Source organism: Frankia sp. QA3 (assembly GCF_000262465.1).
GTDB lineage: Bacteria > Actinomycetota > Actinomycetes > Frankiales > Frankiaceae > Frankia.
Window position 1 is genome coordinate 5,294,564 of the sequence record NZ_CM001489.1, and the last position, 20,609, is coordinate 5,315,172.

Below are 20,609 nucleotides of genomic sequence, written 5' to 3' on the forward strand. Positions count from 1 at the left end.
GCCGGGCGCCGGCACTTCTGCCCCGATAAGGTCCGGCCATGGACGACGCTGGCGGGGCGGACGACGCTGGCGGGGCGGACAACGCTGGCGGGGCGGACAACGCTGGCGGGGCGGACAACGCTGGCGGGGCGGGCAACGCTGGCGGGGCGGACGACGCTGGCGGGGCGGGCAACGCTGGCGGGGCGGGCAACCCGGGCGCGCCGATCACCGAGACCTCGGCGGGGCGGCTGCGTGGCCGGCGCGTGGACGCGGATGTGCTGGCCTTTCTCGGCATCACGTATGGCGCGCCGACCGGCGGCGAGCGCCGGTTCCGGCCGCCGGCGCCCGTGCGGCCGCCGACCGGCGTCCGCGACGCGCTGGCCGTCGGCCCCTCCAGCCCCCAGCCCGCGGTGCCCGCGGAGGCGGCCGGGGCGCTGGCGGTCTTCGGCGGCATCCCCGAGCCCTCGATGTCCGAGGACTGCCTGGTGCTGAACGTGTGGACGCCGGCGGCCGACGGCGCCCGCCGGCCGACCGGTGATCGTCTACTTCCACGGCGGGGGGCACGCGACCGGTTCGGTGTCGTGGCCCGTCCATGACGGCGCGGCCCTCGCCCGCCGGGACGCCGTCGTGGTCACGGTCAACCACCGGCTCGGTATCCTGGGCTACCTGTACCTGGCCGACCTGCTGGGCGAGCAGTTCACGGCGTCGGGTGCAGCCGGCGTGCTCGACTTGGTGCAGGCGCTGGAGTGGGTCCGGGACACCATCGCGGCCTTCGGCGGGGATCCCGGCAACGTCACGATCTCCGGTGAGTCCGGGGGCGGCTCCAAGGTCGCGACCCTGCTGGCGATGCCGTCCGCCCGCGGCCTGTTTCACCGCGCCGTGATCATGAGCGGGTGGTTCGGCCTGCGGGGCACCGAGCCCGAGCAGGCCCGGTCCATCACCGCTCGGGCGCTGGACCTGCTGGACCTGCTGGACCTGCGTCCCGACCAGGCCGAGCAGGTGCTGACGCTGCCGGCGCAGCGGCTGGTGGAGGCCGCCGCCCCGATGGGCGGCATCGACAACGGCCTCTACCCCGCCACCGACGGGAAGATCATCCCCGCCCAGCCACTCGCGGCGGTCCGCGACGGACTGGCTCCCGACGTGCCGCTGCTCATCGGGACGACCCGCGACGAGTACAGCATGTTCCTGCCGTTGGCCACGATGGGCCGGCCCGGTCCGCGGGCGGACGCGGAGCTCGCCCACCTGGTCGACGCCTTCGGACCCGACGTCGTCGGGGTCGTGGAGGCCTACCAGGCCGATCGGCCGGAGCTGAGCGCGGACCGGGTGCGGGTGGCGGTGGCGACGGACGGTCACGTGCGGCTGCCCGCCATCCGGCTGGCGCAGGCCCGCCTGGCCGCGGGCGGCGCGGCCGTGTACCTGTACCGGTTCGGCTGGGAGACCCCGCTCGACCCGTCACTGCGGGCGGCGCACGGCCTCGACGTCCCGTTCTTCTTCGACACGGTGGACACCGCCACGGCCGCCGCCCTCGGCGCGGACACCGGCGACAGCGACGGACGCCGCGCACTCGCGGCGCGGATGGGCGACGCCTGGGTCGCCTTCGCCCGCGACGGCCGGCCCGCCGCCGGGCCGGCTCTCCCGTGGCCGCCGTACTCCCTGCCCGAACGCGCCACCGTGCTGTTCGACGTCCCGACCCGGATCGAGGCCGACCCCGCCGGCGCCGAGCGCGCCGCGTGGGGCCGTCTCGGCTGAGAACGGGACTCGGCTGAGAACGGGACTCGGCTGAGAACGGGACTCGGCTGCCGGACGGCCGAACCGCCCATCCCCACTGGCGCTGGGGGATGGGCGGTCGGCGGTCGGCGGTGCTCAGGTGCGGTCGGCGCCCGTCACCGGAACGCCGTCACCGGGGACACCTGGCACTGGGGAACACCTGTCATTCCGGAACGGTGGACGACGCCGCCGCCGCCACGAGCGGCTTCGCGTCGGCCGGCAGGATGAAGCCGGCGTTCACGGCGCTGGTCGTGGCCTTCGTCCACGCGGCGACGAAGGCTTCGTGGGACGGGTAGAGGGCGTGCAACTGCGCCGCGGTGAACGGGACGGTGGTGCCGAACAGGGCGCAGAACGGGGAGGAACCGGTGTCCTGGCCGAGCCCGGACAGCTTCGCCACCGGGGCGTCGACCGCGGGGGTGCGGATGCCGCCCTTCACGTTACCGTTGGCGTCGAGGACGTAGGCGTTGTTCGTGATCTGCAGCCGCGGCGCCTTCGACGGCGCCTGCCCGGTGGTGACCCACCGGTTGAGCTGCGAGAACGCGGTCTGCAGGACGTACTGCTGCTCGCCGGCGTTGATCGGCTTGGCGCAGCTGAAGCCGGCGGCCCCGGTCGGCGGGTTGCGCAGCGCGTTGAACGCGGCGACGCTGCCCTGCCCGTCGCCGACGTCCGTGGCCGCGATGCCGATGGTGTAGGCGTCGGCGTGGGCGGTCCCCGCGACCTCCCACAGGCGGAACCGGTTGGTGTCGTCCTGGCGGGCGTCGACGTAGCCGAGCAGGCCGGTCGGCAGGTCCGTCTCGGTCTGGAAGGTCAGGACCGGGACGGCGAGGTCGGGACGGATCCGGACGACGGCTGGCGCCGCGATGTCGGGACGCTCCGGGGCCTGGGACAGCGCGCTCGCGGTGCCGGCGCGGCTGTGCAGCAGGTACCCGTCGTACACGTTGACGAGCGGGTGGATGGCGTTGACGTAGGTCGTCAGCCGGAAGGCCGACTGCGACTCTCCGTCGCCGAGCACCTTCTTCGGCCTCAGCCCGCCGAGGACCGTGCCGGCCGACTTCCGCACCGCCTGGCCGGTCTGGGAGAAGATGTCGTACGAGTAGCTGTCACCGGGATGGGACAGCGCCTGGTAGCGGTCCGGGTCGGCGTTCTTCGTCGCGTTGAGCCCGACGGCCTGCGCGGACACCCCGACCCAGGCGTAGCCCTCCCGGATGAGCTGGTTGTGGGCGGCGGTCCAGTCCGGGGCTCCGTCGTAACCGGCGGATACGTTGAGCCATTCGACGACGACGGTGCCGTTGAACTTCCGGGCGTCGGCCGGGCGGTTGACCACGATCCGTGTTGTGTACGGCGCCGTGGTGGCCGGGGTCACGGTCCACTTGCCGTCCGACCCCAGCGTCCCCGACGACTGGTAGGCGGTCGCGGAGCCGGCGAGGAAGTACTCGGACTGCCGGTACCCGACCTTGGCTAAGGCGAAGGCGGTGGCGCCCACCACGGGGACGCCCTTACCGCCGGTGACGGGCCCGGTCACCGTGGGACTGGCAGCCGAGGGGCTGGCAGCCGAGGGGCTGGCGGCCGAAGGGCTGGCAGCCGAAGGGCTGGCAGCCGAAGGGCTGGCGGCCGCAGCGGCCGAACCGGTCGCGACCTGGGCCACCCCGGCGGCGGTCACGGCCAGCAGGCCGGCCACCGTTGTCGTCGCGATCCGTCGGCGGCGGGTCCGCCACCTGGCCATCACTGTCATGGTCACGTCCTTTACGGCGAGGGACGCCGCGACCCGACCTGCCTCCACCGAGCCGCGACACACGTCAGCATCGGTGGCTTCGCGAGCGATCGCCACGCGCGGCCCCGGCCGTGGAAACGACCGAGGCTGGCGCGGGAACGCCCCCAGAAAGGCCGGGCATTTCGCCGGAACCCGTTTCGGGGCTTTCCTGGAATCACTCATTCACGATGCTGTGATCTCGACATTACGGGACTTAGACCGTGGACGGCACCCCACCATGGGGTAACGCTCTTCTTGACAAGCACGTTCCTTTTGGTCGGAGTCGGGATGGCGTGCACTGTCACCCATCCAACTCCGATGGGTATCCGCCAGATGTCGGAGATCTGTATCCAAATTACCGACGATTGCGCGGAACCCCGCACACCACGGACCGAATGCTTCGCCGCCGGGTGCGGCACCGTCCTGAGTCGTCGGCCCGGCCCGGCCCGGCCCGCGACCTCCGGCCAACCCCTCGCCGCCCGGCCCGACCCCTCGCCACCCGGCCCTGCACTTCGCCGCCCGGCCCCACTCTTCGCCGCCCGGCCCGACCCCTCGCCACCCGGCCCTGCACTTCGCCACCCGGCCCGACCCCTCGCCACCCGGCCCTGCACTTCGCCGCCCGGCCCTGCACTTCGCCACCCGGCCCGACCCCTCGCCGGCAGCCGCAGCCTTGGGGATGTGGACGGGCCGGCGGCGTGCGGCGGGCCGCTTCCCCACATCGCTCACAGAGCCGAACATACGTTCGACATCCGGGGGTGGCGGATCTACCGTTGACTCATGACCACGCACGGCCCCAGCCCCGGCCGCGACCCCGCTCCCAGCCCGGTCCCTGACCCCGACGCCACCCCCACCCCCGATCCTGGCGCCGACGCCGACCCCGACCTCGCCTCCACCCCCGATCCTGACTCCGACGTCGACCCGGCTCCCGCGTCCGGCTTCGGCAACGACCAGACGGGTTGTCCACGGCTGCTTGCCGCGCTGTCCGAGCTCGACGAGCTGGTCGGGCAGGCGGTGGACATGCCCGGCTGGTCCCTGTCAGATCCCGACCTCGACAGCGCGGTGCTGGACTGCTCGGTGTTGCTGGCCCGGCTCGCCGCGCTGCGTCTGGGGTTGATCCGTGAGCTGCACGGCCGCGGCAGCGCCCAACGCGAGGGCGCCACCAGCACCGCCGCGCTCCTGCGCGCCCGGCTGCGGATCCGCCCCGGCGAGGCCCAGCGGCTGCTCGGTCTTGCCCTGGCAGTCGACGGCGACCTCACCGCCACCGGCACCGCCCTGACCGCCGGCACCATCAGCATCGACCAGGCCTTCGCGATCCACGCGGCGCTGCGCGCCCTACCCCGCGGGGTGGACCTCACCAAACGACGTGAAGCCGAAGCACTCCTGCTCCAGTGCGCGGGCACCTTCGACCCCGCCGATCTCACCCTCCTCGGCCGCCACATCCGCGAGCGGCTCACCGACGTCGACACCAGCCCCGGCGGCGACAGCCCCGACCCCGCCGACGACAACAGCGGCAGCGATGACGGGAATGATCACGGCAGCGGCGGTGGTGACCCCGACGGTGCCAACGCCGGCGATGGTGCTGACGGGGACGATCCGGCGTCGCGTCGCCACCTGTCGATCATCGACCTGTCCGACGGGATGACCCGGATCAGCGGCGAACTCGACGCCGAGGGCGCCGCACTCCTGCGCACCGCCCTCGACAGCCTCGCCGCCCCCAGCCCCGCCATCGACGGCACACGCGACCCCCGCAGCCCCGCCCGACGCCGGGCCGACGCGCTCGTCGAGCTTCTGCGCCGTGCCCTCGACGCCTCGTCGGTACCCGTCTCCGGCGGTGTGCGCCCCCACCTGACCGTCACCGTCCCCTGGGCGACGCTGGTCGGCCGCGGCGGGCCGGCCGCGTCCACGAGCTGGGGCCAGCCGATACCCCGTTCCGTGCTACGCCGCCTGGCCTGCGACGCCGAGGTCAGCCGCATCGTCCTCAACCCGGACAGCGTCCCCCTCGACGTCGGCCGCACGCAACGCACCGTCCCGGCCGACCTGCGCCGCGCCCTGGTCGCCCGCGACCGCTGTTGCGCGTTCCCCACTTGCAACAGGCCGCCGAGTTGGTGTCAGGCGCACCACATTCGGCACTGGACCGACAACGGCACCACCTGCCTGAACAACCTCGTGCTCGTCTGCGGCTGGCACCACCGCTTCCTCCACCACCACGGCTGGACCGTCCGACTCGGCGCCGACCACCGACCCGAATTCCTCCCGCCCCTCTGGACCGACCCCGCCCAGACACCCCGCCGAAACCCCTACACCCAACCCCTCGAAACTCTCCTCAGCCCCCCGCCGAACCATTGAGCGGCCCCGGAACATCGAATGTTGGAACCTCGTGGAAGGCGGTGCTCGGCGGGCGCTTCGACGCGACCCGAGCACTGCCTTCCGCAGGGCTCAGCGAAGATCAGCCTGTGGGGCCGTTCGGGAACTTGAGCAGGGAGCCGGCGTCGACCCGGATCTGCTGGCCGGTGATGTACCGGGACTCGTCGGAGGCGAGGAACAGCACCAGGTTGGAGATATCGACCGGCTCGACGTAGGGGATCGGCATCGCCTGGAACGTGACGAACGCGGGCTCGACGTCCTCCCGGGTCGGGTTCTCCAGGTCCGGCCGGAACTGCGCGTACAGCCCGTCGTTGTGAAGCAGGTGGGTGTTGACGTTGGTCGGGTGGACCGCGTTGACCCGGATGAACTTCGGGGCCAGGTGGAGCGCCATCTCCTCGACGTAGCCGATGAGGATCTTCTTCGCCCAGCCGTAGCCGGCGCTGCCCGGGCCCATCGCGGGGTTGTCGGTGGTGTTGGGCATCATGGCCGCGGTCGAGCCGGTGACGATGATGGAGCTGTGGTCCGGCAGGTGCGGGACGCTGACGGCGACGGCGTTCATCACGCCGATGAGGTCGACGTCGACGGCGTCGATGAAGTCGGTGGCCTGCGGGTCGCCCATCGCCATCGGCAGGATGCCGGCGTTCGCGACGACGATGTCGAGACGTCCGAGCTCGGCGACGCCCTTGGTGACAGCCTCTCGGAGCTGGTCACGCTCGCGGACGTCGGCCTTGGTGGCGATGATGCGCCGGCCGAGCTTCTCGACCAGCGTGACGGTCTCGGCGAGGTCCTCCGGAGTGGACAGCGGGTAGGGGTTCGACTCGATCTGCTCGACGATGTCGATGGCGATGATGTCGGCGCCCTCCTGCGCCAGGCGGACCGCGTGGCTGCGGCCCTGCCCGCGCGCCGCACCCGTGATGAAGGCGACCTTGCCCTCGAGGCGACCTGGCATCGTCCTGCTCCTCTGCTCGTGGATTCGATCTGTTCATGGGGCGGCCCGGGTAGGGGCCGCCTGGTTGTGGGCGCCTGAGATGAGAGCGGCTCAGCCGGTGTAGCCGACGGACTTGCTCTCCAGGTGCTGCTCGAAGCCCTCGATGCCGCCCTGGCGGCCGTTGCCCGACAGCTTGTAGCCGCCGTAGGGACCGTTCGAGCCGTAGAAGTTGCCCCCGTTGACGTTGATGCTCCCCGTACGGATCCGCCGGGCGACGGCGAGGCCGCGGTCGAGGGAGGCGGAGAAGACCCCGCCGGACAGGCCGTACGGGCTGTCGTTGGCGATTCGCACGGCGTCCGCCTCGTCGTCGAACGGGATCACAACGGCCACCGGGCCGAAGATCTCCTCCCGGGCCACCCGCATGCCGTTGTCCACGTCGACCAGCAGCGTCGGCTCGACGTAGTAGCCGGACGGCAGGTGCGCCGGGCGGCCGCCGCCGACGGCGACCCGGGCGCCCTCGCCCTTGCCTATCTCGATGTAGTCCAGCACCCGGTCGCGCTGGCGGGCGTTGATCTGCGGGCCGGAGAGGTTCGCCGGGTCGTTCGGGTCGCCGTAGGGAAGCTGGCGGAACACCTCGGTGAGGATCTCGACGCCCTGGTCGTAGACGGAGCGGGGCAGCAGGATCCGCGTCGTCATCGCGCAGCCCTGCCCGGCGTGCAGGCACGCCCCGAGGCCGGCCCCGGGCAGCACGGAGGCGAGGTCGGCGTCGTCGAGGGCGATCAGCGCGGACTTGCCGCCCAGCTCCAGCAGCGTCCGCTTCATCGTCCCGGCGGACAGTTCGACGATCCGCCGGCCGACCCCGGTCGACCCGGTGAACGACACCATGTCCACCCGGGGATCGGTCACGAGCAGCTCGGCCACCGCGTTGTCCGAGGTCGGGACCACGTTCACGACGCCCGCCGGGATGTCCGTCCGCTCGGCGACGATGCGGCCGATCCGGGTGGCGTTCCAGGGCGTGTCCGGCGCGGGCTTGAGCACCACCGTGTTGCCGGTGGCCAGGATCGGGCCCAGCTTGTTGATCGTCACCTCGAACGGGTAGTTCCACGGCACGATCGCCGCGACAACCCCCACCGGCTCCTTCCAGACGGCGCGGTGGCTGGGCCCGAACAGGTTCGTGTCGGGCAGCGGGCGCTCCCACGGGAACTCGTCGATCAGCTCCAGCGGCCCGCGCAGGCCGTCGGCCAGCGGCCAGTCGAGCTGCGCGAAGCGCGTCACCGTGATCGGCGAGCCCGCCTCGGCGATGAGCTCCGCCCGCAGCGCCTCCTTCTCGTCCTCCAGCGCGGCCTGCAACTGGGCCAGGCACCGCTTGCGCAGCTCCCGGTCGGTCGACCACGACGACTCGTCGAACGCGCGGCGCGCCGCCGCGATGGCGCGGTCCATGTCCGCCGCGGTGGCGTCCGTCGTCTGACCGAGGATCTCCTCGGTCGCCGGGTTGATGTTGTCGAAGCGGCCCCCCGCCTCCGCCTCGCCGAGTTTTCCGTCGATCAGAAGCCGGTGCTCGCCCTGCGCCAACACCGCATCAGACTCCGTGGTCATCGCCGATCAGACTCCTTCGTCCTCGGAATCCCCGTCCTGCCAGGTCGGGTGTGTCGAGGAAGTTACAGCGCATCTGACACAGTGTCTACGTGCAGGCCCGGGTGCGCACGCGAGGACGATCGGCTTCTCTGCACGAAAGCTCGTCGCGCGCAGGAGCGACCGATCGGGCCCGGAGGATATTTCCGGCACCCCGAACCGCAATCCCGCTTTGGTCACTGCGGGAGTGGCAGGACGGCTATCTGAGCAGTCGCAGCCTCCAGCTAAGGCGGGACGTCGCCTGCTGGCTGGGTCCACCGGCCCGGCCCGGCCCGGAAGACGGGAGGCAGCCACGCGGGAATTCCCGGACGCCGGCGGTGATAATTTCGGTGATCACAATCCCGCCCGACGGGACTGCGCCCCAGAGTGACCGTTCGGTGACTTCGTCACCCCCGAGCCGCCGGAACATTCCCTGGGTGGAGAATCTCCGGAGCGAGTCAGGCGACGTCTTCTGGGGCGGGACCGCCGACCTTCGCGGGTTCAGCGACAGAAGCCCACAGGGCCACGACCGCGTCGGCCATCTCGTCGGGGTTGGGGGACGGTATCAGATAGAGCGAGCTCGTGGCTCGTAGCAGAAGCTCCGCCAGGACCTCCCGTCTCACCTTGCCTTCCTGGACTATGTCGAGCTCGTCAAGTACGGGCTCGAGGAGTTCCGTCACCTGGGCCACGAAGGTCGGGAAAATGTCGCGGATGAACTGCAGGGCGAAGGCGGGCTCCGCTTCGATGACTCTGGAAACCTCGGGATGGCCGTCTCCGTAGTGCATGATGGCATCGGCGGTCGCGCGGAGGCGCTCAGAGGTGACCGGCTGCTCGGCGACCGCTTCGTCGAGCGCGGCGCTGACACCCCGCCGGACGTGTTCGCTGATGGCGGTGAGCAGCTCGCCCTTGGTCTTGAAGTACCGGTAGAGCGTGCCACGAGAGACCTCCGCAGCTGCGGAAACGTCCCGCAGGGACATCTTGGCCGGACCGCGAGCCGCGATGCACCCCAACGCCGCATCGAGGATCTTCGCGGGTGTCTCGAACCTGTTCCCCACTGCGCGTGTCTCCAGTCTGACGGCAGGACGACCCGCTCCCGGCACCGTCCACACGAGCGTGCCCCCGTGCCCGATGGTAGGAGGACTCTCGCGATCAAGGTGTTGTGCGTCTTGGCCGTCGAGGAGCCGTCGAGGAGCCGTCGATGCCACGAGGACTCCCGATCTTACCTAAAGTAACTAATCTGCTACTCGAGACCTCCATGGGATGATCAAATAGAACCTTATTGACTCTATCGACTCGATAAGATTAGCCTTCGAGCGTGTCGCAGGCCACAGTCACGCGTTGCCGAGCACAGCCACCGCCGTGTCGGCGGGCCGTTGCGCAGGTGCGGGCGCGGCACGCCGGGCAGGGGTCGGCGCCTCCCAGCCCGGGAGAAAAGCTGGAGACCCAGGCGCCCTGACCAGATCATGATCGTGCGTCGCCCCGATCGTTCAGGCGCATCGCATCCTCACTAGCGGCACAGCGGAGACTTGCCGCATCTTCCGGAGTACGCATGCATGTGGACAGCGTGGTGAGGGTCGGGGCGGGCCTCCCCGGCGGCCAGGCCACGGCGGTCGAGCTGCGCAGCCAGGGATTCACAGGCACGGTGACACTGCTTGGCGCCGCAAGACATCCACCCTACGATCGTCCGCCGTGATCCAGGGAGTGCTGTCCGGTCGCGTCGAGGACAGGCGCCCGCAGCCGATGCCCGACGGCCCCCGGGCCGGTCCGCCAGCTGGTTCGCTCCCGACGGTCGTCTGGTCGCGACCGTCAGCGTGAACCGTCCCGTGGATATGGTCGCCACACGTCCCTTGTCTCACGCGACGCGGCGCCTGACCAGAAGTTTTTCGCCGACCTCTCCATCCCCCCGAAAAGCCTGGAAGCCGTCTCCTGAGTCTGGTCGAAACCAGCACGGTGCGGCGCACCGTACTCATGTACGTGCTCTACGGAGAAGTCGGATCCGCCGAACGTCGGACGGTGCTCGGCAACTGCGGCCACAGAGATCCGGACCGGCCACCGCCAGCGGTTTTTTCATCATTATTATTGCGTTCATCACGATTCTTGACTGCGTCCCAAAGCAGGCCTGAGGAACAGGTCGACCGGCTTGCCTTTGCTACCGGTCACCGGCGCGAGGAAACAGTGACGGAGATGCGGTAGAACGGTACCTTCGATCGTCATATCATCATCGCGAAATGGGAGGCAGACCCGCGACGACCGTCGACGAGGCAGGATTAAGCGACACCGATCTGGACCATCACAGCTCGAAGTTCAGGGAACACAACTACGAAATTATGACGGATCTCCAGAGCCGTTGCCCGGTAGCCAAGCCCTCGGCCTGGGGCGGCTACTGGCTCTTCACCTCGTATGAGGCCGTGTTCGACTCCTGTCGAGACTCGGATCTTTTCAGCAACCACATGAGCAAGGCCATTCCGGCCCTGCCGGTCGAGGTGTCCTTTGTTCCGATCGACATCGACCCGCCAATGCCGCAGAAATACTGGAAGTTACTTCTTCCCCACCTCTCGCCCAAGGCGGCGGAGCAGCGGGAGCCGGCCCTGCGCCGCACGGCCAACGAGCTGATCGACGCCTTCGTCGAGAGCCGCGAAGGCGACCTCGCCGAGCAGCTTTTCCCCCCGCTGCCGGCCCGGTGGACTCTGCAGCTCCTCGACTTCGACGAGAGCCGCTGGCCGGACTGGATCGACTGGCTGCACTTCCTCATCCATGACCGTGCCTAGGCCCCGGAGCGGTCCGCCCGGTCCGCGGCCAACATCTACGGGACGATCGCCCAGGAGATCGCCCAGGAGATCGCCCAGCGACGGCTCCAGCGCGGCAAGGGCGTGCTCAGCGATCTCATGGAGGCGGAGATCGACGGGGAGAAGCTCTCCGACGAGGAGCTTGCCGGCATCATCGTGCTGCTCCTGCTCGGTGGCATGGACACCACGGCGGGCCTCACCGGCAATGCCTTCCTGCGCATCGACGCCGATCCCGCGCTGCGCCGCCGGCTCATCGAGGACCCGGACGTTCCGGAGAGCGCGACGGAGGAGTTCCTGCGCCACGACACCCGGTGCAGGGGCTAGCCCGAGTCGTCACCCGGGACGCGGAGTTCCACGGCCGCCAGCTCAAGAAGGGCGACCGGGTCATGCTGATGTTCGCGGCGGCCAACCGCGATCCCAGCGCCTTCGAATGCCCGCACGACATCGATCTTGATCGCAGTGCGAACCGGCACCGGGCCTTCGCCCTCGGCGTCCATCGCTGCCTGGGCTCGAACTTCGCGCGGGCCATGTTCCGCGTGATGATCACCGAGCTGTTGCGTCGGCTGCCGGACGTGCATGTCGCGGCACCCATCGAGCGCCTCGCGGACGCGGGCGACGTCTACGCCGTCAAGCACCTCCCGGTTCGCTTCGCTCCCAGGCCGCGCGAAGGCGTGGGTATGCCCGCCCACAGTGACTGAGCCCGCGGCCGCGGCCGGTGGCGCCTTCCTCGACGCCGGGGCGTTCCTCAAGATCTAGGACCCGTTCCGAATCTGGTTGGCGGTCACACCGGAATGAGATGCGCGGCCAGAGACAGCTTCCCACCACCATGTCCGGCTTTCTCATAGCGCGCCGCGCGATGACTATCGAGCTGAGAGGAGCTCAGGTGAAGGTGTCGGTCAGCAACGAGTTCTGCCAGGGCCACGCGCAATGTCACGCGAAGGCCCCGGAAGTCTATGAGCTCGACGACGAGGGTTTCATCGGCGCGGTGGCACGACTGGACGTGCCACCGGGTCTGGAGGAGGCCGCTCGGCTCGGTGCCGCGGCCTGCCCGGAGCGGGTGCTCGCGCCGGTCGAGTAGGGGTTGTCTGCGCGAGCAGGGACATGCCGAACCGGAGTGAGCGCCACAAGAGACGGTAGTTACCGAGGTCATGGCAGAAGATCAGGGTGTGCGGGTGGTCAGGAACGACGACGACACGACCGTTTCCACGCTCCGTAACGATCCAGCCGCCGCAGACCGAGCTCAGCGCACTGCAACCGGAGGGCCCGTTCGGGTAGGACGGAGTCGTCAGGGCCCGGCCGTCAGGGCCCGGTCGGGTCAGGTCGTCAGGGCCCGGCCGTCAGGGCCCGGTCGGGTCAGGTCGTCAGGGCCCGGCCGTCAGGTCGTCAGGGCCCGGCCGTCAGGGCCCGGTCGTCAGGGCCCGGTCGTCAGGGCCAGGTCGTCAGAGGGCCAGGTCGGGTCAGGTCGTCAGAGTCAGGTCGTCGAGGTCCACGCAGAGGCGTCGGACGATCAGCGCGGCGGTCAGCCGGGTCCGGCCCTGCGGGGTGTCGATGGGGAAGCCCAGGACGCGCTCGGCCTTGGTCAGGCGCGCGATCAGCGTGCTGTGGTGCACGTACAGCACGGCCGCGGCCTGCCGCAGCGAGGCGGTGGCGCCCACGGCGACGAGCATGGCCAGCGTCTGCGGGCCCTGCGCCTCAGCGTCGAGCCGACGCAGCGCCGCGACGTCGGGCGAGGCGGCGAGCCGTTCGGGGGGCACCTGCTCGGCGATGTCCCGCCAGACGCCGAGGCTCTCCTCGGTGACCAGCGCCGACCCCCCGGCGAGCGTGGCCAGCCCGGCCGGCAGCCCCGACCCGGTGAACCGCAGCGCCGTGCGGGCGCCGCGCCACGCCCGCTGCGCCGCCGAGGCCGGCACCGGCGCGGACCGGCCCACCCGCACACCGACCGCCACCGTCGGTTCGCCGGCCGGCGCCTCCCGCCCGACCACCGCGCGCACGTCGCCGATCCGCACGGAACGCACCCACGGATGCAGGTCGGCCAGGAACTCGGCGCCGGCCGCGGGATCGGGCGAGCGGACGGCGTAGACCGTGACCGGGCAGGCCGGTTCGATGCCGAGCAGCCGCAGGGCGCGCGCCCGGCCGGCGTCGTCCGCGCCCGCGCCGAGCACCAGTTCCAGCAGGGCCGGGTCGCCGGTCCCAGGATGGTCGAGCCGCGGCCGGGGGGACAGCGCCCGGACCGCGTGCCCCAGCCGGTCCAGGAGCATCCGGTCCTGCGGGAGCGGCGGACCCGGCCGCGCCAGCCACACCCACCGGTCGTCGCCGACCGGCGCCCGGACCGCGCCCTCGGGCGGGTCGCCGGCGAACGGGACTCCCCCGCCGGGTGGGACCGCCAGCGGCGGCGCCGAGCCGCCGGAGAGGCCCACCTCGCACTCCGCGAACTGGGCGGTCGCCGACAGCACGGCCTCCAGGCTGGCCCGGTGCTCGATGAAGCCGTCGAAGAAGGCGATGATCCGCACCGCGCCCAGCGCACCCTCATCCAGGTCCGCCAACCGCAGGATCAGCCCCTCCATGCCAGGAGAGTACGACCGTGGACAGGCCCGCGGTACCGGCGAGGCGCGCGGGGCGGCCGACCGCACCGGTTGCCCCGCCCGCCGGTTGCCCCGCCCGCCGGTTGCCCCGCCCGCCGGTTGCCCCGCCCGCCGGTTGCCCCGCCCAGAGGCACTTCGCCCCCCGGTGGACACGACGCGGTCCCGCGATCGACGATGGCCGGACCGCCCAGCCGCCCCGGGTGCAAGCTCACTGATGAGAGGATCTTCGGTGCGCTACGCCATCGACCCGGAAATCGCGCCCTGGGTCGCGCTTCTGGTCGACGTGCCGATCGCCGACGTCGCGCAGGCCCGCGCCCGCGTGCGGGAGCTCACCGCGGCCGCCCCGCAGCCCGATTCCGGCGGTACGGTCTCGATCAGCGACCGGGCGATCCCGGGACCGGCGGGCGCACCGGACGTCCGGGTGCGGATCTACCGTCCCGTCGCGGCGCCGGCCGACTGTCCGGCGGTGCTCTTCCTGCACGGCGGCGGTTTCATCCTCGGCGATCTCGACATGGCGCACCCCGAGGCGCTCCGGTTCGCGGAGCTGGGTTGTGTGGTGGTCAGCGTCGACTACCGGCTCGCGCCCGAGCACCCCTACCCGGCCGCGGTCGACGACGCCTACGCCGCGCTCATCTGGCTGGCCCGCGAGGCCCGGCCGAGCCTGGGCGTGGATCCGGCGCGCATCGCCGTCGCCGGCGGCAGCGCGGGTGCGTGCCTCGCCGCCGCCCTGACCCTGCTCAGCCGCGACCGCGGGGGCCCGGCCCTCTGCTTCCAGCTACTCAGTGTCCCCAAACTCGACGACCGCCTGGGCACCGTCTCCGTGCGCACGTTCACGGACACCCCGATGTGGGACAGCGGGAAGGTCGCGCTCACCTGGCGCTACTACCTCGGCGACCGCGCCGGCGGGCCCGACGCGCACGTGCCGGCCTACGCGGCGCCGGCCCGCGCGCAGGACCTGTCGGGCCTGCCGCCCGCGTTCGTCTCGGTCTGCGAGTTCGACCCGCTGCGCGACGAGGGCCTCGCCTACGCGCAACGGCTCGTCCAGGCCGGGGTGCCCACCGAGCTGCACCTCTACCCGGGCACCTTCCACGGCTCCCGGCTCATCCACGGCGCCCAGATCACCCGGCAGATGATCGCCGACGAGGATCGCGCAGTCGTCCGCCGCCTCGGCCTCGAGCCCCGCCTCCCCCCGAGCCGCTGACGCGGCTTTTCCGCGCGGCTTCACTGACCCCGTGCTTGGCCGGCTTGCTCGGTACGGCCAAGCGGGGAGGACGCTTCGCGTGCATCGAGGAGTTCGTCCCAGTGCTCCTGTGCCCAGGTGCACATCACGGCCATCGGTTGGAGCAGGCTGCGGCCGAGCTGGCTCAGTTCGTACTCGACGCGCCGTACCGGCTCGGCGTAGGCCGGGCGAATAATCAGACCGTCCCGTTCGAGTGCCCGCAGCGATGTGGTGAGCGCCTTCGCGGTGATGCCGCGCAGGGGAATTCGAAGCTCCGAGAACCGCCGTGGCCCGCGCTCCAGGCAGCGGATGATCATGCCCGCCCATTTGTCGCCGATGCGGATCGGCATGAGGTCGGACGGGCAGAGCGGGTCGAACATGTCCGGATCCAGTGGCGCGCTCACGGTCCCAACGGTAGCTGGTATCCGATCGGTAACCACGTGCCCGGATACCGTCCCGGGCGACGGCCGGCGATAGGGCCCGGCCCGGAGGCGAGGTGTTCGGATGAGCAAGATTGCGGTCTTCGGCGCGGGTGGCAGGGCCGGGCGATCGGCCGTCAGGGAGGCGCGCCGGCGCGGTCATCAGGTCACCGCAGTCGTGCGTGATCCAGCCAAGCACGGCGACCTGGCAACCGACGGCGTGCACCTGGTGGCCGGTGACGTCCTCGATGCGGACGATGTTGCCCGCGTTGCGGCGCGGCATCATGCCGCGATCAGCGCCGTCTACGATGCCGGCGCGCAGCCTGACGCCTTCTTCACCGGCGCCGCCAGCGCCCTGCTCGACGGGCTGACCAGGGCAGGCGTAGGCCGGCTCATCGTGGTCGGCCTGGCGTCGGTGCTGACGACAGCGTCCGGAGTGCCGCTGATGGACACGCCCGGCTACCCGCAGGAGTACCGCTCGTTCTACCTGGGACATGCGACCGGGGTGGCAGTGCTGCGTGCCGCGGCCACCGGGCTTGACTGGCTGGTCGTCAGCCCGGCCGGCGACTTCGACCACGACGGCGCGCGCACCGGCCGGTACCGGACGGCCGCGGCCGAGGCGGCCAGCCGCGTCTCCTATGCCGACTTCGCGATCTCGCTGCTCGACGAGATCGACACCCCCAGACATCACCGGGCGCACCTGGGTGTCGAGGCGGGCTGATATGCGCTGATCCATGCACGAGATGGTGACCGCTGCATCCTCGCGGTTACCCGGATACCACCAGCGCACAAGCCTGCCTTCTTGAGGCTCATACCAGTTGCCGCCCACGTAGCGCCAATCAGAACTAAGGGTGACCGCTACATCCTCGCGGTTACCCGGATACCACCAGCCCACAAGCCTGCCTTCTTGAGGCTCATACCAGTTGCCGCCCACGTAGCGCCAATCAGAACTATCGGTGTTCCACAGGCCGATGCCGTCGCCGTCGTGGTTCGACGGCGGGCGGGTGCGTCGGCGGCTGGATCCCGGTCGACCCGCGCACACTCGACACGGCGTTCGCGAACGTGTGCGCGGTCGTCGGTTACGGCTGAACCTCTCCGATCCACGCGGCAAGGCCCGCGACGAATCCCGCCCGATCGCGGGCGGACAGGCCGGCCATGGCGCGCAGCAACGGCGCCGAGCGGGTGGCGACGAACGACTCGACCGCCGGCCGGTGCTGCTCCCGCAGCGACACCAGCGTGCGGCGCCGGTTGCTCGGGTCCTCCCGACGTTCGACCACGCCGGCGTCGCTGAGGTTGCCGACGAGCTGGCTCGCGGTCGACAGCGACACGCCCAGGCGGGCGGCCAGCTCGGTGACGCTGGCTGGCTTCCCGGTCAGTAGCTGGGTGAGTACGGCGCCGTGCCGGGCGGTCAGCCCGTGCGCGTCGAAGATCCCTCGTAGCTCCGGTGGCATCTCCGTGCGGGCCCGCTGGAAGTAGGCAGCCAGTAACGGTACGTGTTTGAGCACGTCGAGCTCCTGCGCCGTCGGCCGCCCCGGCACCGACGTGCCTGGGCTCCCGGAGTCGTCGTCCGCCATCGGGTCACGTTGCACGCTACGATCCTAGACAGTTGAGATATGCAAAGTGTTCGGATATCCACATGTACGGCTTCGCCTACAGACCGATGCGAGAGAACGTGAGTCGAATGACCTCGATCAGCTACGGCGACGCGGTGACGGACGCCCTCGACCGCCTCGACGATCTCGGCTACGAGCGGGCCGGCCAGGCCGACCTCGCCAACCACGGCCCGATGGGAGCCGAGGCCCTGGCCGTGCTCGGCCACGGCGACGCGATCCCCGCGTGGGTGGCGGGCTACCGCGCCGCCATGCCGAACCATGACCGGCCCTCCCGCGGGTTCGACCTGGACCCGACGGACGAGTCCGCCTGGCGCCCGGCGCTCGGCGCCATCGACCGGGTCGGGGACTGGGAGCACCTGTTCCGCCGCGAGCTGGCGGAAGCGCCCTGGCGCGACGTGCTGGTCCGGTGGTGGCCCCGGCTGCTGCCCGGCCTGATGTCCCGGCTGACGCACGGCACGATCCGCACCGCGCACGCCGTGCGCAGCGTCGCCGCCGCCGGTGGCGCGCCCAGCCCCCAGCAGCTGACCGAGCTGGCCCGCGGGCTCGCCTACTGGGCCGCCCGGTTCACCTCGCTGCCCGGCACCCCCCGGCTCGAGGGCCGGCACGACGTGGCCACCGCCGTCGCCGCCCTCCCCCGGACGCCCTTCGAGCCGACCGCGGAGCCGACAGCCCTGTTGCACGATCGCCTCAGCCGGCTCCACGAGCAGCCCGCCTACCACGACGCCCTCGCCGCGCTGCGCGCCGACCAGGCGCAGTCGCTGCTCAGCGACATGACCGCCCAGTTCGCGGGCCTGTGCCTCGTCCACACCGACTACTCGCCGATACCACTGATCCACGCTGTCACCGCGCCCGCCGCCATCCGCCTGGTCCTGCCCTATCTGCCCACCGAGCTGCACGCACCGTCCGTCGCCGCCATGTGGCAGATCCACGCGGCGATGCTGCTGGTTTTCACCGGCACCAACCGGGACGAGCAGACCGCCCGCGCCAGCGCGGCCGACACGAACGTCCGCAGCGTCGACGAACTGATCTCCCGAGCCGTCGAGCACGGCGACGAACACGTCCTCAAGTTCACCGAGGCCTGCCTGCGCGAACACGCGCTGCGCCCCGATCCCCGCTACCTCGCCGCCGCCCAGGCCATCCCCGACCGCATCCCAGCCCAATCACCACGGCCTGCCCCCTGACGCGGGGGGACGAGCCCCGCCGCCGGGTGGGGGTCACCGCGGCACGAGGGATTGCGGGCGGGCCCTCCGTGGCGTCCTGCCCGGTGCTGCCCGGTGCGGCCCGAGCGCCGAGCCGCGGCAGTATGCTCGCCCGACTATGCCCGAAGGTCACACTGTGCACAGGTTGGCCGCGGTTCACCAGCGGATGTTCGCCGGCCGGCCGGTGGCCGTGGCCAGCCCCCAGGGCCGTTTCGCCGACGGGTCGCGCCGGCTGGACGGGCGGCTGCTCACCGACGCCGAGGCCTACGGCAAGCATCTGCTCCTGCGGTTCGCCCACGACCAGGTCCTGCACGTGCACCTCGGCATCTACGGCACCTACACCTTCGGCCCCCTCCCGGCCCCCGCGCCGACCGGCGCCGTCCGACTACGGCTCACAGCGGACACCGGATACGCCGACCTGCGCGGCCCCAACGCCTGCGAGCTGCTGGAACCCGGCGGGGTCAAGACGCTGCGCGACCGGCTCGGCCCCGATCCACTGCGCGCCGACGCCGACCCGGACCTGGCCTGGCGACGGATCGAACGCAGCCGCACCCCGATCGCCGTCCTCCTGCTCGACCAGACGGTGGTGGCCGGTCCGGGCAACATCTACCGGGCCGAGGTGCTGTTCCGGGCCGGCATCGACCCGCTGGTGCCAGGACGTGACCTGACCCGGCGGCAGTGGGCGACCATCTGGGCCGACCTGGTCACGCTGATGGCCGACGGGGTGCGGACGGGCCGGATCGACACCGTGCGCCCGGAGCACACCCCCGAGGCGATGGGCCGCCCGCCACGCATCGACGACCACGGCGGCGAGGTCTACGTCTACCGCCGCACCGACCAGCCCTGCCTGATCTGCGCCACCACGGTGCTGACCACCCGCCTGGCCGGCCGCAACCTGTTCTGGTGCCCCGGCTGCCAGCCACCGCGGTGACGGGGCCGGTACGAGACGGCCGGCTCACATAGGCTGAGCTGTACCGATGCGACGAGGGCGAGACCGGTCATGGGATTCACCGAAGAGTGGGAACGCTGGCACGCCCGGCGGGTGGAGGCGCTTACCGCCCCGTTCGGCCCGCTTTCCAGCCTGTGTCGCGGCCGGGCGTACCGTTCGGCCACCTCGTCCGATGTGGCCGGTCTTTCCTGGGCCAACCCGCTCGACGAGCTGAGCGGGGCCGCCGCCGCGACCCGGCCCGCGCCGGGGGCCCTGCGCCGGGTGGTTCTCGACACCCCGCTGCGGGGCCTGGGTTCCTACGCCGGTCTCACCGACCAGCAGAAGACGCTGCTGGGCCAGGAGGGCATGTACGGCCAGGGCCTGAGCCAGGTCGAGGAGGGCGAGATCCGGGTCTCGCACGGTGCGATGGAGGTCTTCGAGCCGCATCCGGACTGGGTTGTTCCCGCCGTCTTCCGGCCGTGGCCCGACGGGGACAGCGTCCCGGTCGAGGTCCCCAGCACCAAGTCCGGCACGATAACGCTCACCCTGGTCGGCCGGGTCGAGTTCAGCCTGCACGGCAGCACGACGTGGCTCGCGGTGAGCCCGCTGCTGCAGGGCGAGCTGCACGCCGTCTTCGTCGACCTGTCGCGGCGGAGCCGTTTCCCTTTCCGGTTTCTGCGCATTCCCGCGCCCGACGACGACAACACGACGGTGCTCGACTTCAATCGCGCCGTGCTGCCGCTGGCCGCGTTCAACGACCGCATTCCGGCTCCCGCGCCGCCGCCGGGAAACGTCCTGAAGGTCCACGTGACCGCGGGCGAGAGCCATCCACAACCCGACGTGTCCGACATCCTGGCATATCTCGGCGGCTAGCGGGCGCGGGCAGCGCCGGCACGGCGTCCGGCCGGCCGGGGGGCATGTGCGCCGACCTCGGCTCCCGGCACGCTACCGCCAGGCCGACCGGCTCGCGGCGGTGTCGAGCACCTCGGCGGGAAGCCGGTCCCGCGCCACGTCCGCGACCGTCACCGATTCCAGGAGCCTCGTGAGGCCGGCGCGCATGGCGATCCAGACTTTCTGCAACGGCACTGCCGTCCCCTCGTAGGCAAGATCCTGCGGGAGCTCGCCACGCACGGTGGTCACCGGCCCGTCCGCGGCCTGGATGACGTCGGCCAGGGTGATTTCGTCCCCGGGTCGGCACAGCCAGAACCCGCCCCCCACTCCGCGCTGGCTCGCCACCAGGCCGGCTCGACGCAGGTCGCCGAGGACGCTGTCGAGGAACTGGCGGGGGATCTGCTGCTGCTCGGCGATCTCCGGCGCCGAGCGGCGTTGCGGGTGGGCGGCCGCGAGCTCGATGACGGCTCGCAGTGCGTAATCGGTTCGTGCCGAAATCTTCATGCCGCCTGCATCGGGTCGGGGTCATGCGACGCACCTGTGGCCCGTCGCCGACATTCTAGGAGATCAACA

At 71.4% G+C, this 20,609-nt stretch carries 20 protein-coding genes; 12 read left to right on the forward strand and 8 right to left on the reverse strand.

Features of this window, described 5'->3' with window-relative positions; translation table 11 throughout:
- Nucleotides 1-38: 38 nt before the first annotated feature.
- Nucleotides 39-575, forward strand: coding sequence for a carboxylesterase family protein (locus tag FRAQA3DRAFT_RS38145; RefSeq protein ID WP_051054429.1), 537 nt, complete (start codon nt 39-41; stop codon nt 573-575).
- The gene (locus FRAQA3DRAFT_RS21695; protein WP_255346966.1) at nt 556-1,728 is read left to right on the forward strand and encodes a carboxylesterase family protein; all 1,173 of its coding nucleotides are present in this window, start codon (nt 556-558) and stop codon (nt 1,726-1,728) included. The genes FRAQA3DRAFT_RS38145 and FRAQA3DRAFT_RS21695 overlap by 20 nt, the downstream gene beginning before the upstream one ends.
- 181 nt (nt 1,729-1,909) lie before the next feature.
- On the opposite strand, the gene FRAQA3DRAFT_RS21700 is transcribed toward FRAQA3DRAFT_RS21695, so the two are convergent.
- Complete coding sequence (locus FRAQA3DRAFT_RS21700; RefSeq protein WP_009741199.1) at nt 1,910-3,478, reverse strand: alpha/beta hydrolase domain-containing protein; 1,569 nt, start codon at nt 3,476-3,478, stop codon at nt 1,910-1,912.
- A gap of 795 nt (nt 3,479-4,273) precedes the next feature.
- On the opposite strand from FRAQA3DRAFT_RS21700, the gene FRAQA3DRAFT_RS21705 reads away from it, so the two are divergent.
- The gene (locus FRAQA3DRAFT_RS21705; protein ID WP_009741200.1) at nt 4,274-5,842 is read left to right on the forward strand and encodes an HNH endonuclease signature motif containing protein; all 1,569 of its coding nucleotides are present in this window, start codon (nt 4,274-4,276) and stop codon (nt 5,840-5,842) included.
- Between the two features lie 100 nt (nt 5,843-5,942).
- Here FRAQA3DRAFT_RS21705 and FRAQA3DRAFT_RS21710 read toward each other — a convergent pair whose 3' ends face one another.
- The 3 genes from FRAQA3DRAFT_RS21710 to FRAQA3DRAFT_RS21720 form a co-directional block, all read right to left on the reverse strand.
- A complete protein-coding gene (locus tag FRAQA3DRAFT_RS21710; protein ID WP_009741201.1) occupies nt 5,943-6,809 on the reverse strand; it encodes a mycofactocin-coupled SDR family oxidoreductase in 867 nt (288 codons plus the stop codon).
- A gap of 90 nt (nt 6,810-6,899) precedes the next feature.
- The gene (locus FRAQA3DRAFT_RS21715; RefSeq protein ID WP_009741202.1) at nt 6,900-8,384 is read right to left on the reverse strand and encodes an aldehyde dehydrogenase family protein; all 1,485 of its coding nucleotides are present in this window, start codon (nt 8,382-8,384) and stop codon (nt 6,900-6,902) included.
- 473 nt (nt 8,385-8,857) lie between these two features.
- Nucleotides 8,858-9,454, reverse strand: coding sequence for a TetR/AcrR family transcriptional regulator (locus FRAQA3DRAFT_RS21720; protein WP_009741203.1), 597 nt, complete (start codon nt 9,452-9,454; stop codon nt 8,858-8,860).
- Nucleotides 9,455-10,627: 1,173 nt separating this feature from the next.
- Between FRAQA3DRAFT_RS21720 and FRAQA3DRAFT_RS36240 the strand changes: the two genes are divergently transcribed.
- From FRAQA3DRAFT_RS36240 to FRAQA3DRAFT_RS21730, 4 genes are all read left to right on the forward strand, one after another.
- On the forward strand, nt 10,628-11,167 hold the full coding sequence (locus tag FRAQA3DRAFT_RS36240) for a hypothetical protein (RefSeq protein ID WP_198286954.1): 540 nt from the start codon (nt 10,628-10,630) through the stop codon (nt 11,165-11,167).
- Nucleotides 11,168-11,269: 102 nt separating this feature from the next.
- Nucleotides 11,270-11,509 carry a hypothetical protein gene (locus FRAQA3DRAFT_RS38150; protein WP_255346968.1) on the forward strand — a complete coding sequence of 80 codons (240 nt, stop codon included), beginning with the start codon at nt 11,270-11,272 and terminating at the stop codon, nt 11,507-11,509.
- Nucleotides 11,497-11,883 (forward strand): cytochrome P450, encoded by a 387-nt coding sequence (locus tag FRAQA3DRAFT_RS38155; RefSeq protein WP_198286955.1) that lies wholly within the window; start codon nt 11,497-11,499, stop codon nt 11,881-11,883. Before FRAQA3DRAFT_RS38150 ends, FRAQA3DRAFT_RS38155 begins: the two co-directional genes overlap by 13 nt.
- 185 nt (nt 11,884-12,068) lie before the next feature.
- Nucleotides 12,069-12,263: a ferredoxin gene (locus FRAQA3DRAFT_RS21730; protein WP_035921296.1), complete on the forward strand. Its 195-nt coding sequence runs from the start codon at nt 12,069-12,071 to the stop codon at nt 12,261-12,263.
- A 379-nt stretch (nt 12,264-12,642) separates the two neighbouring features.
- Here FRAQA3DRAFT_RS21730 and FRAQA3DRAFT_RS21735 read toward each other — a convergent pair whose 3' ends face one another.
- The gene (locus FRAQA3DRAFT_RS21735) at nt 12,643-13,749 is read right to left on the reverse strand and encodes a helix-turn-helix domain-containing protein (RefSeq protein ID WP_009741206.1); all 1,107 of its coding nucleotides are present in this window, start codon (nt 13,747-13,749) and stop codon (nt 12,643-12,645) included.
- A gap of 247 nt (nt 13,750-13,996) precedes the next feature.
- Between FRAQA3DRAFT_RS21735 and FRAQA3DRAFT_RS21740 the strand changes: the two genes are divergently transcribed.
- Nucleotides 13,997-14,968 (forward strand): alpha/beta hydrolase, encoded by a 972-nt coding sequence (locus FRAQA3DRAFT_RS21740; protein WP_009741207.1) that lies wholly within the window; start codon nt 13,997-13,999, stop codon nt 14,966-14,968.
- Nucleotides 14,969-14,988: 20 nt separating this feature from the next.
- On the opposite strand, the gene FRAQA3DRAFT_RS21745 is transcribed toward FRAQA3DRAFT_RS21740, so the two are convergent.
- Complete coding sequence (locus FRAQA3DRAFT_RS21745) at nt 14,989-15,390, reverse strand: helix-turn-helix domain-containing protein (protein WP_009741208.1); 402 nt, start codon at nt 15,388-15,390, stop codon at nt 14,989-14,991.
- Between the two features lie 100 nt (nt 15,391-15,490).
- On the opposite strand from FRAQA3DRAFT_RS21745, the gene FRAQA3DRAFT_RS21750 reads away from it, so the two are divergent.
- Nucleotides 15,491-16,126 (forward strand): NAD(P)-dependent oxidoreductase, encoded by a 636-nt coding sequence (locus FRAQA3DRAFT_RS21750; RefSeq protein ID WP_009741209.1) that lies wholly within the window; start codon nt 15,491-15,493, stop codon nt 16,124-16,126.
- 358 nt (nt 16,127-16,484) lie between these two features.
- Here FRAQA3DRAFT_RS21750 and FRAQA3DRAFT_RS21755 read toward each other — a convergent pair whose 3' ends face one another.
- The gene (locus FRAQA3DRAFT_RS21755; protein ID WP_009741210.1) at nt 16,485-16,994 is read right to left on the reverse strand and encodes a MarR family winged helix-turn-helix transcriptional regulator; all 510 of its coding nucleotides are present in this window, start codon (nt 16,992-16,994) and stop codon (nt 16,485-16,487) included.
- A gap of 92 nt (nt 16,995-17,086) precedes the next feature.
- Between FRAQA3DRAFT_RS21755 and FRAQA3DRAFT_RS21760 the strand changes: the two genes are divergently transcribed.
- The 3 genes from FRAQA3DRAFT_RS21760 to FRAQA3DRAFT_RS21770 all read left to right on the forward strand — a co-directional run bounded on the left by FRAQA3DRAFT_RS21760 (nt 17,087) and on the right by FRAQA3DRAFT_RS21770 (nt 20,018).
- The gene (locus FRAQA3DRAFT_RS21760; protein ID WP_035921299.1) at nt 17,087-18,199 is read left to right on the forward strand and encodes a questin oxidase family protein; all 1,113 of its coding nucleotides are present in this window, start codon (nt 17,087-17,089) and stop codon (nt 18,197-18,199) included.
- Nucleotides 18,200-18,335: 136 nt separating this feature from the next.
- On the forward strand, nt 18,336-19,148 hold the full coding sequence (locus FRAQA3DRAFT_RS21765) for an Fpg/Nei family DNA glycosylase (protein WP_009741212.1): 813 nt from the start codon (nt 18,336-18,338) through the stop codon (nt 19,146-19,148).
- A 69-nt stretch (nt 19,149-19,217) separates the two neighbouring features.
- On the forward strand, nt 19,218-20,018 hold the full coding sequence (locus tag FRAQA3DRAFT_RS21770) for a DUF1684 domain-containing protein (protein WP_009741213.1): 801 nt from the start codon (nt 19,218-19,220) through the stop codon (nt 20,016-20,018).
- A gap of 72 nt (nt 20,019-20,090) precedes the next feature.
- On the opposite strand, the gene FRAQA3DRAFT_RS21775 is transcribed toward FRAQA3DRAFT_RS21770, so the two are convergent.
- The gene (locus FRAQA3DRAFT_RS21775; protein ID WP_009741214.1) at nt 20,091-20,540 is read right to left on the reverse strand and encodes an Rrf2 family transcriptional regulator; all 450 of its coding nucleotides are present in this window, start codon (nt 20,538-20,540) and stop codon (nt 20,091-20,093) included.
- Nucleotides 20,541-20,609 lie beyond the last annotated feature (69 nt).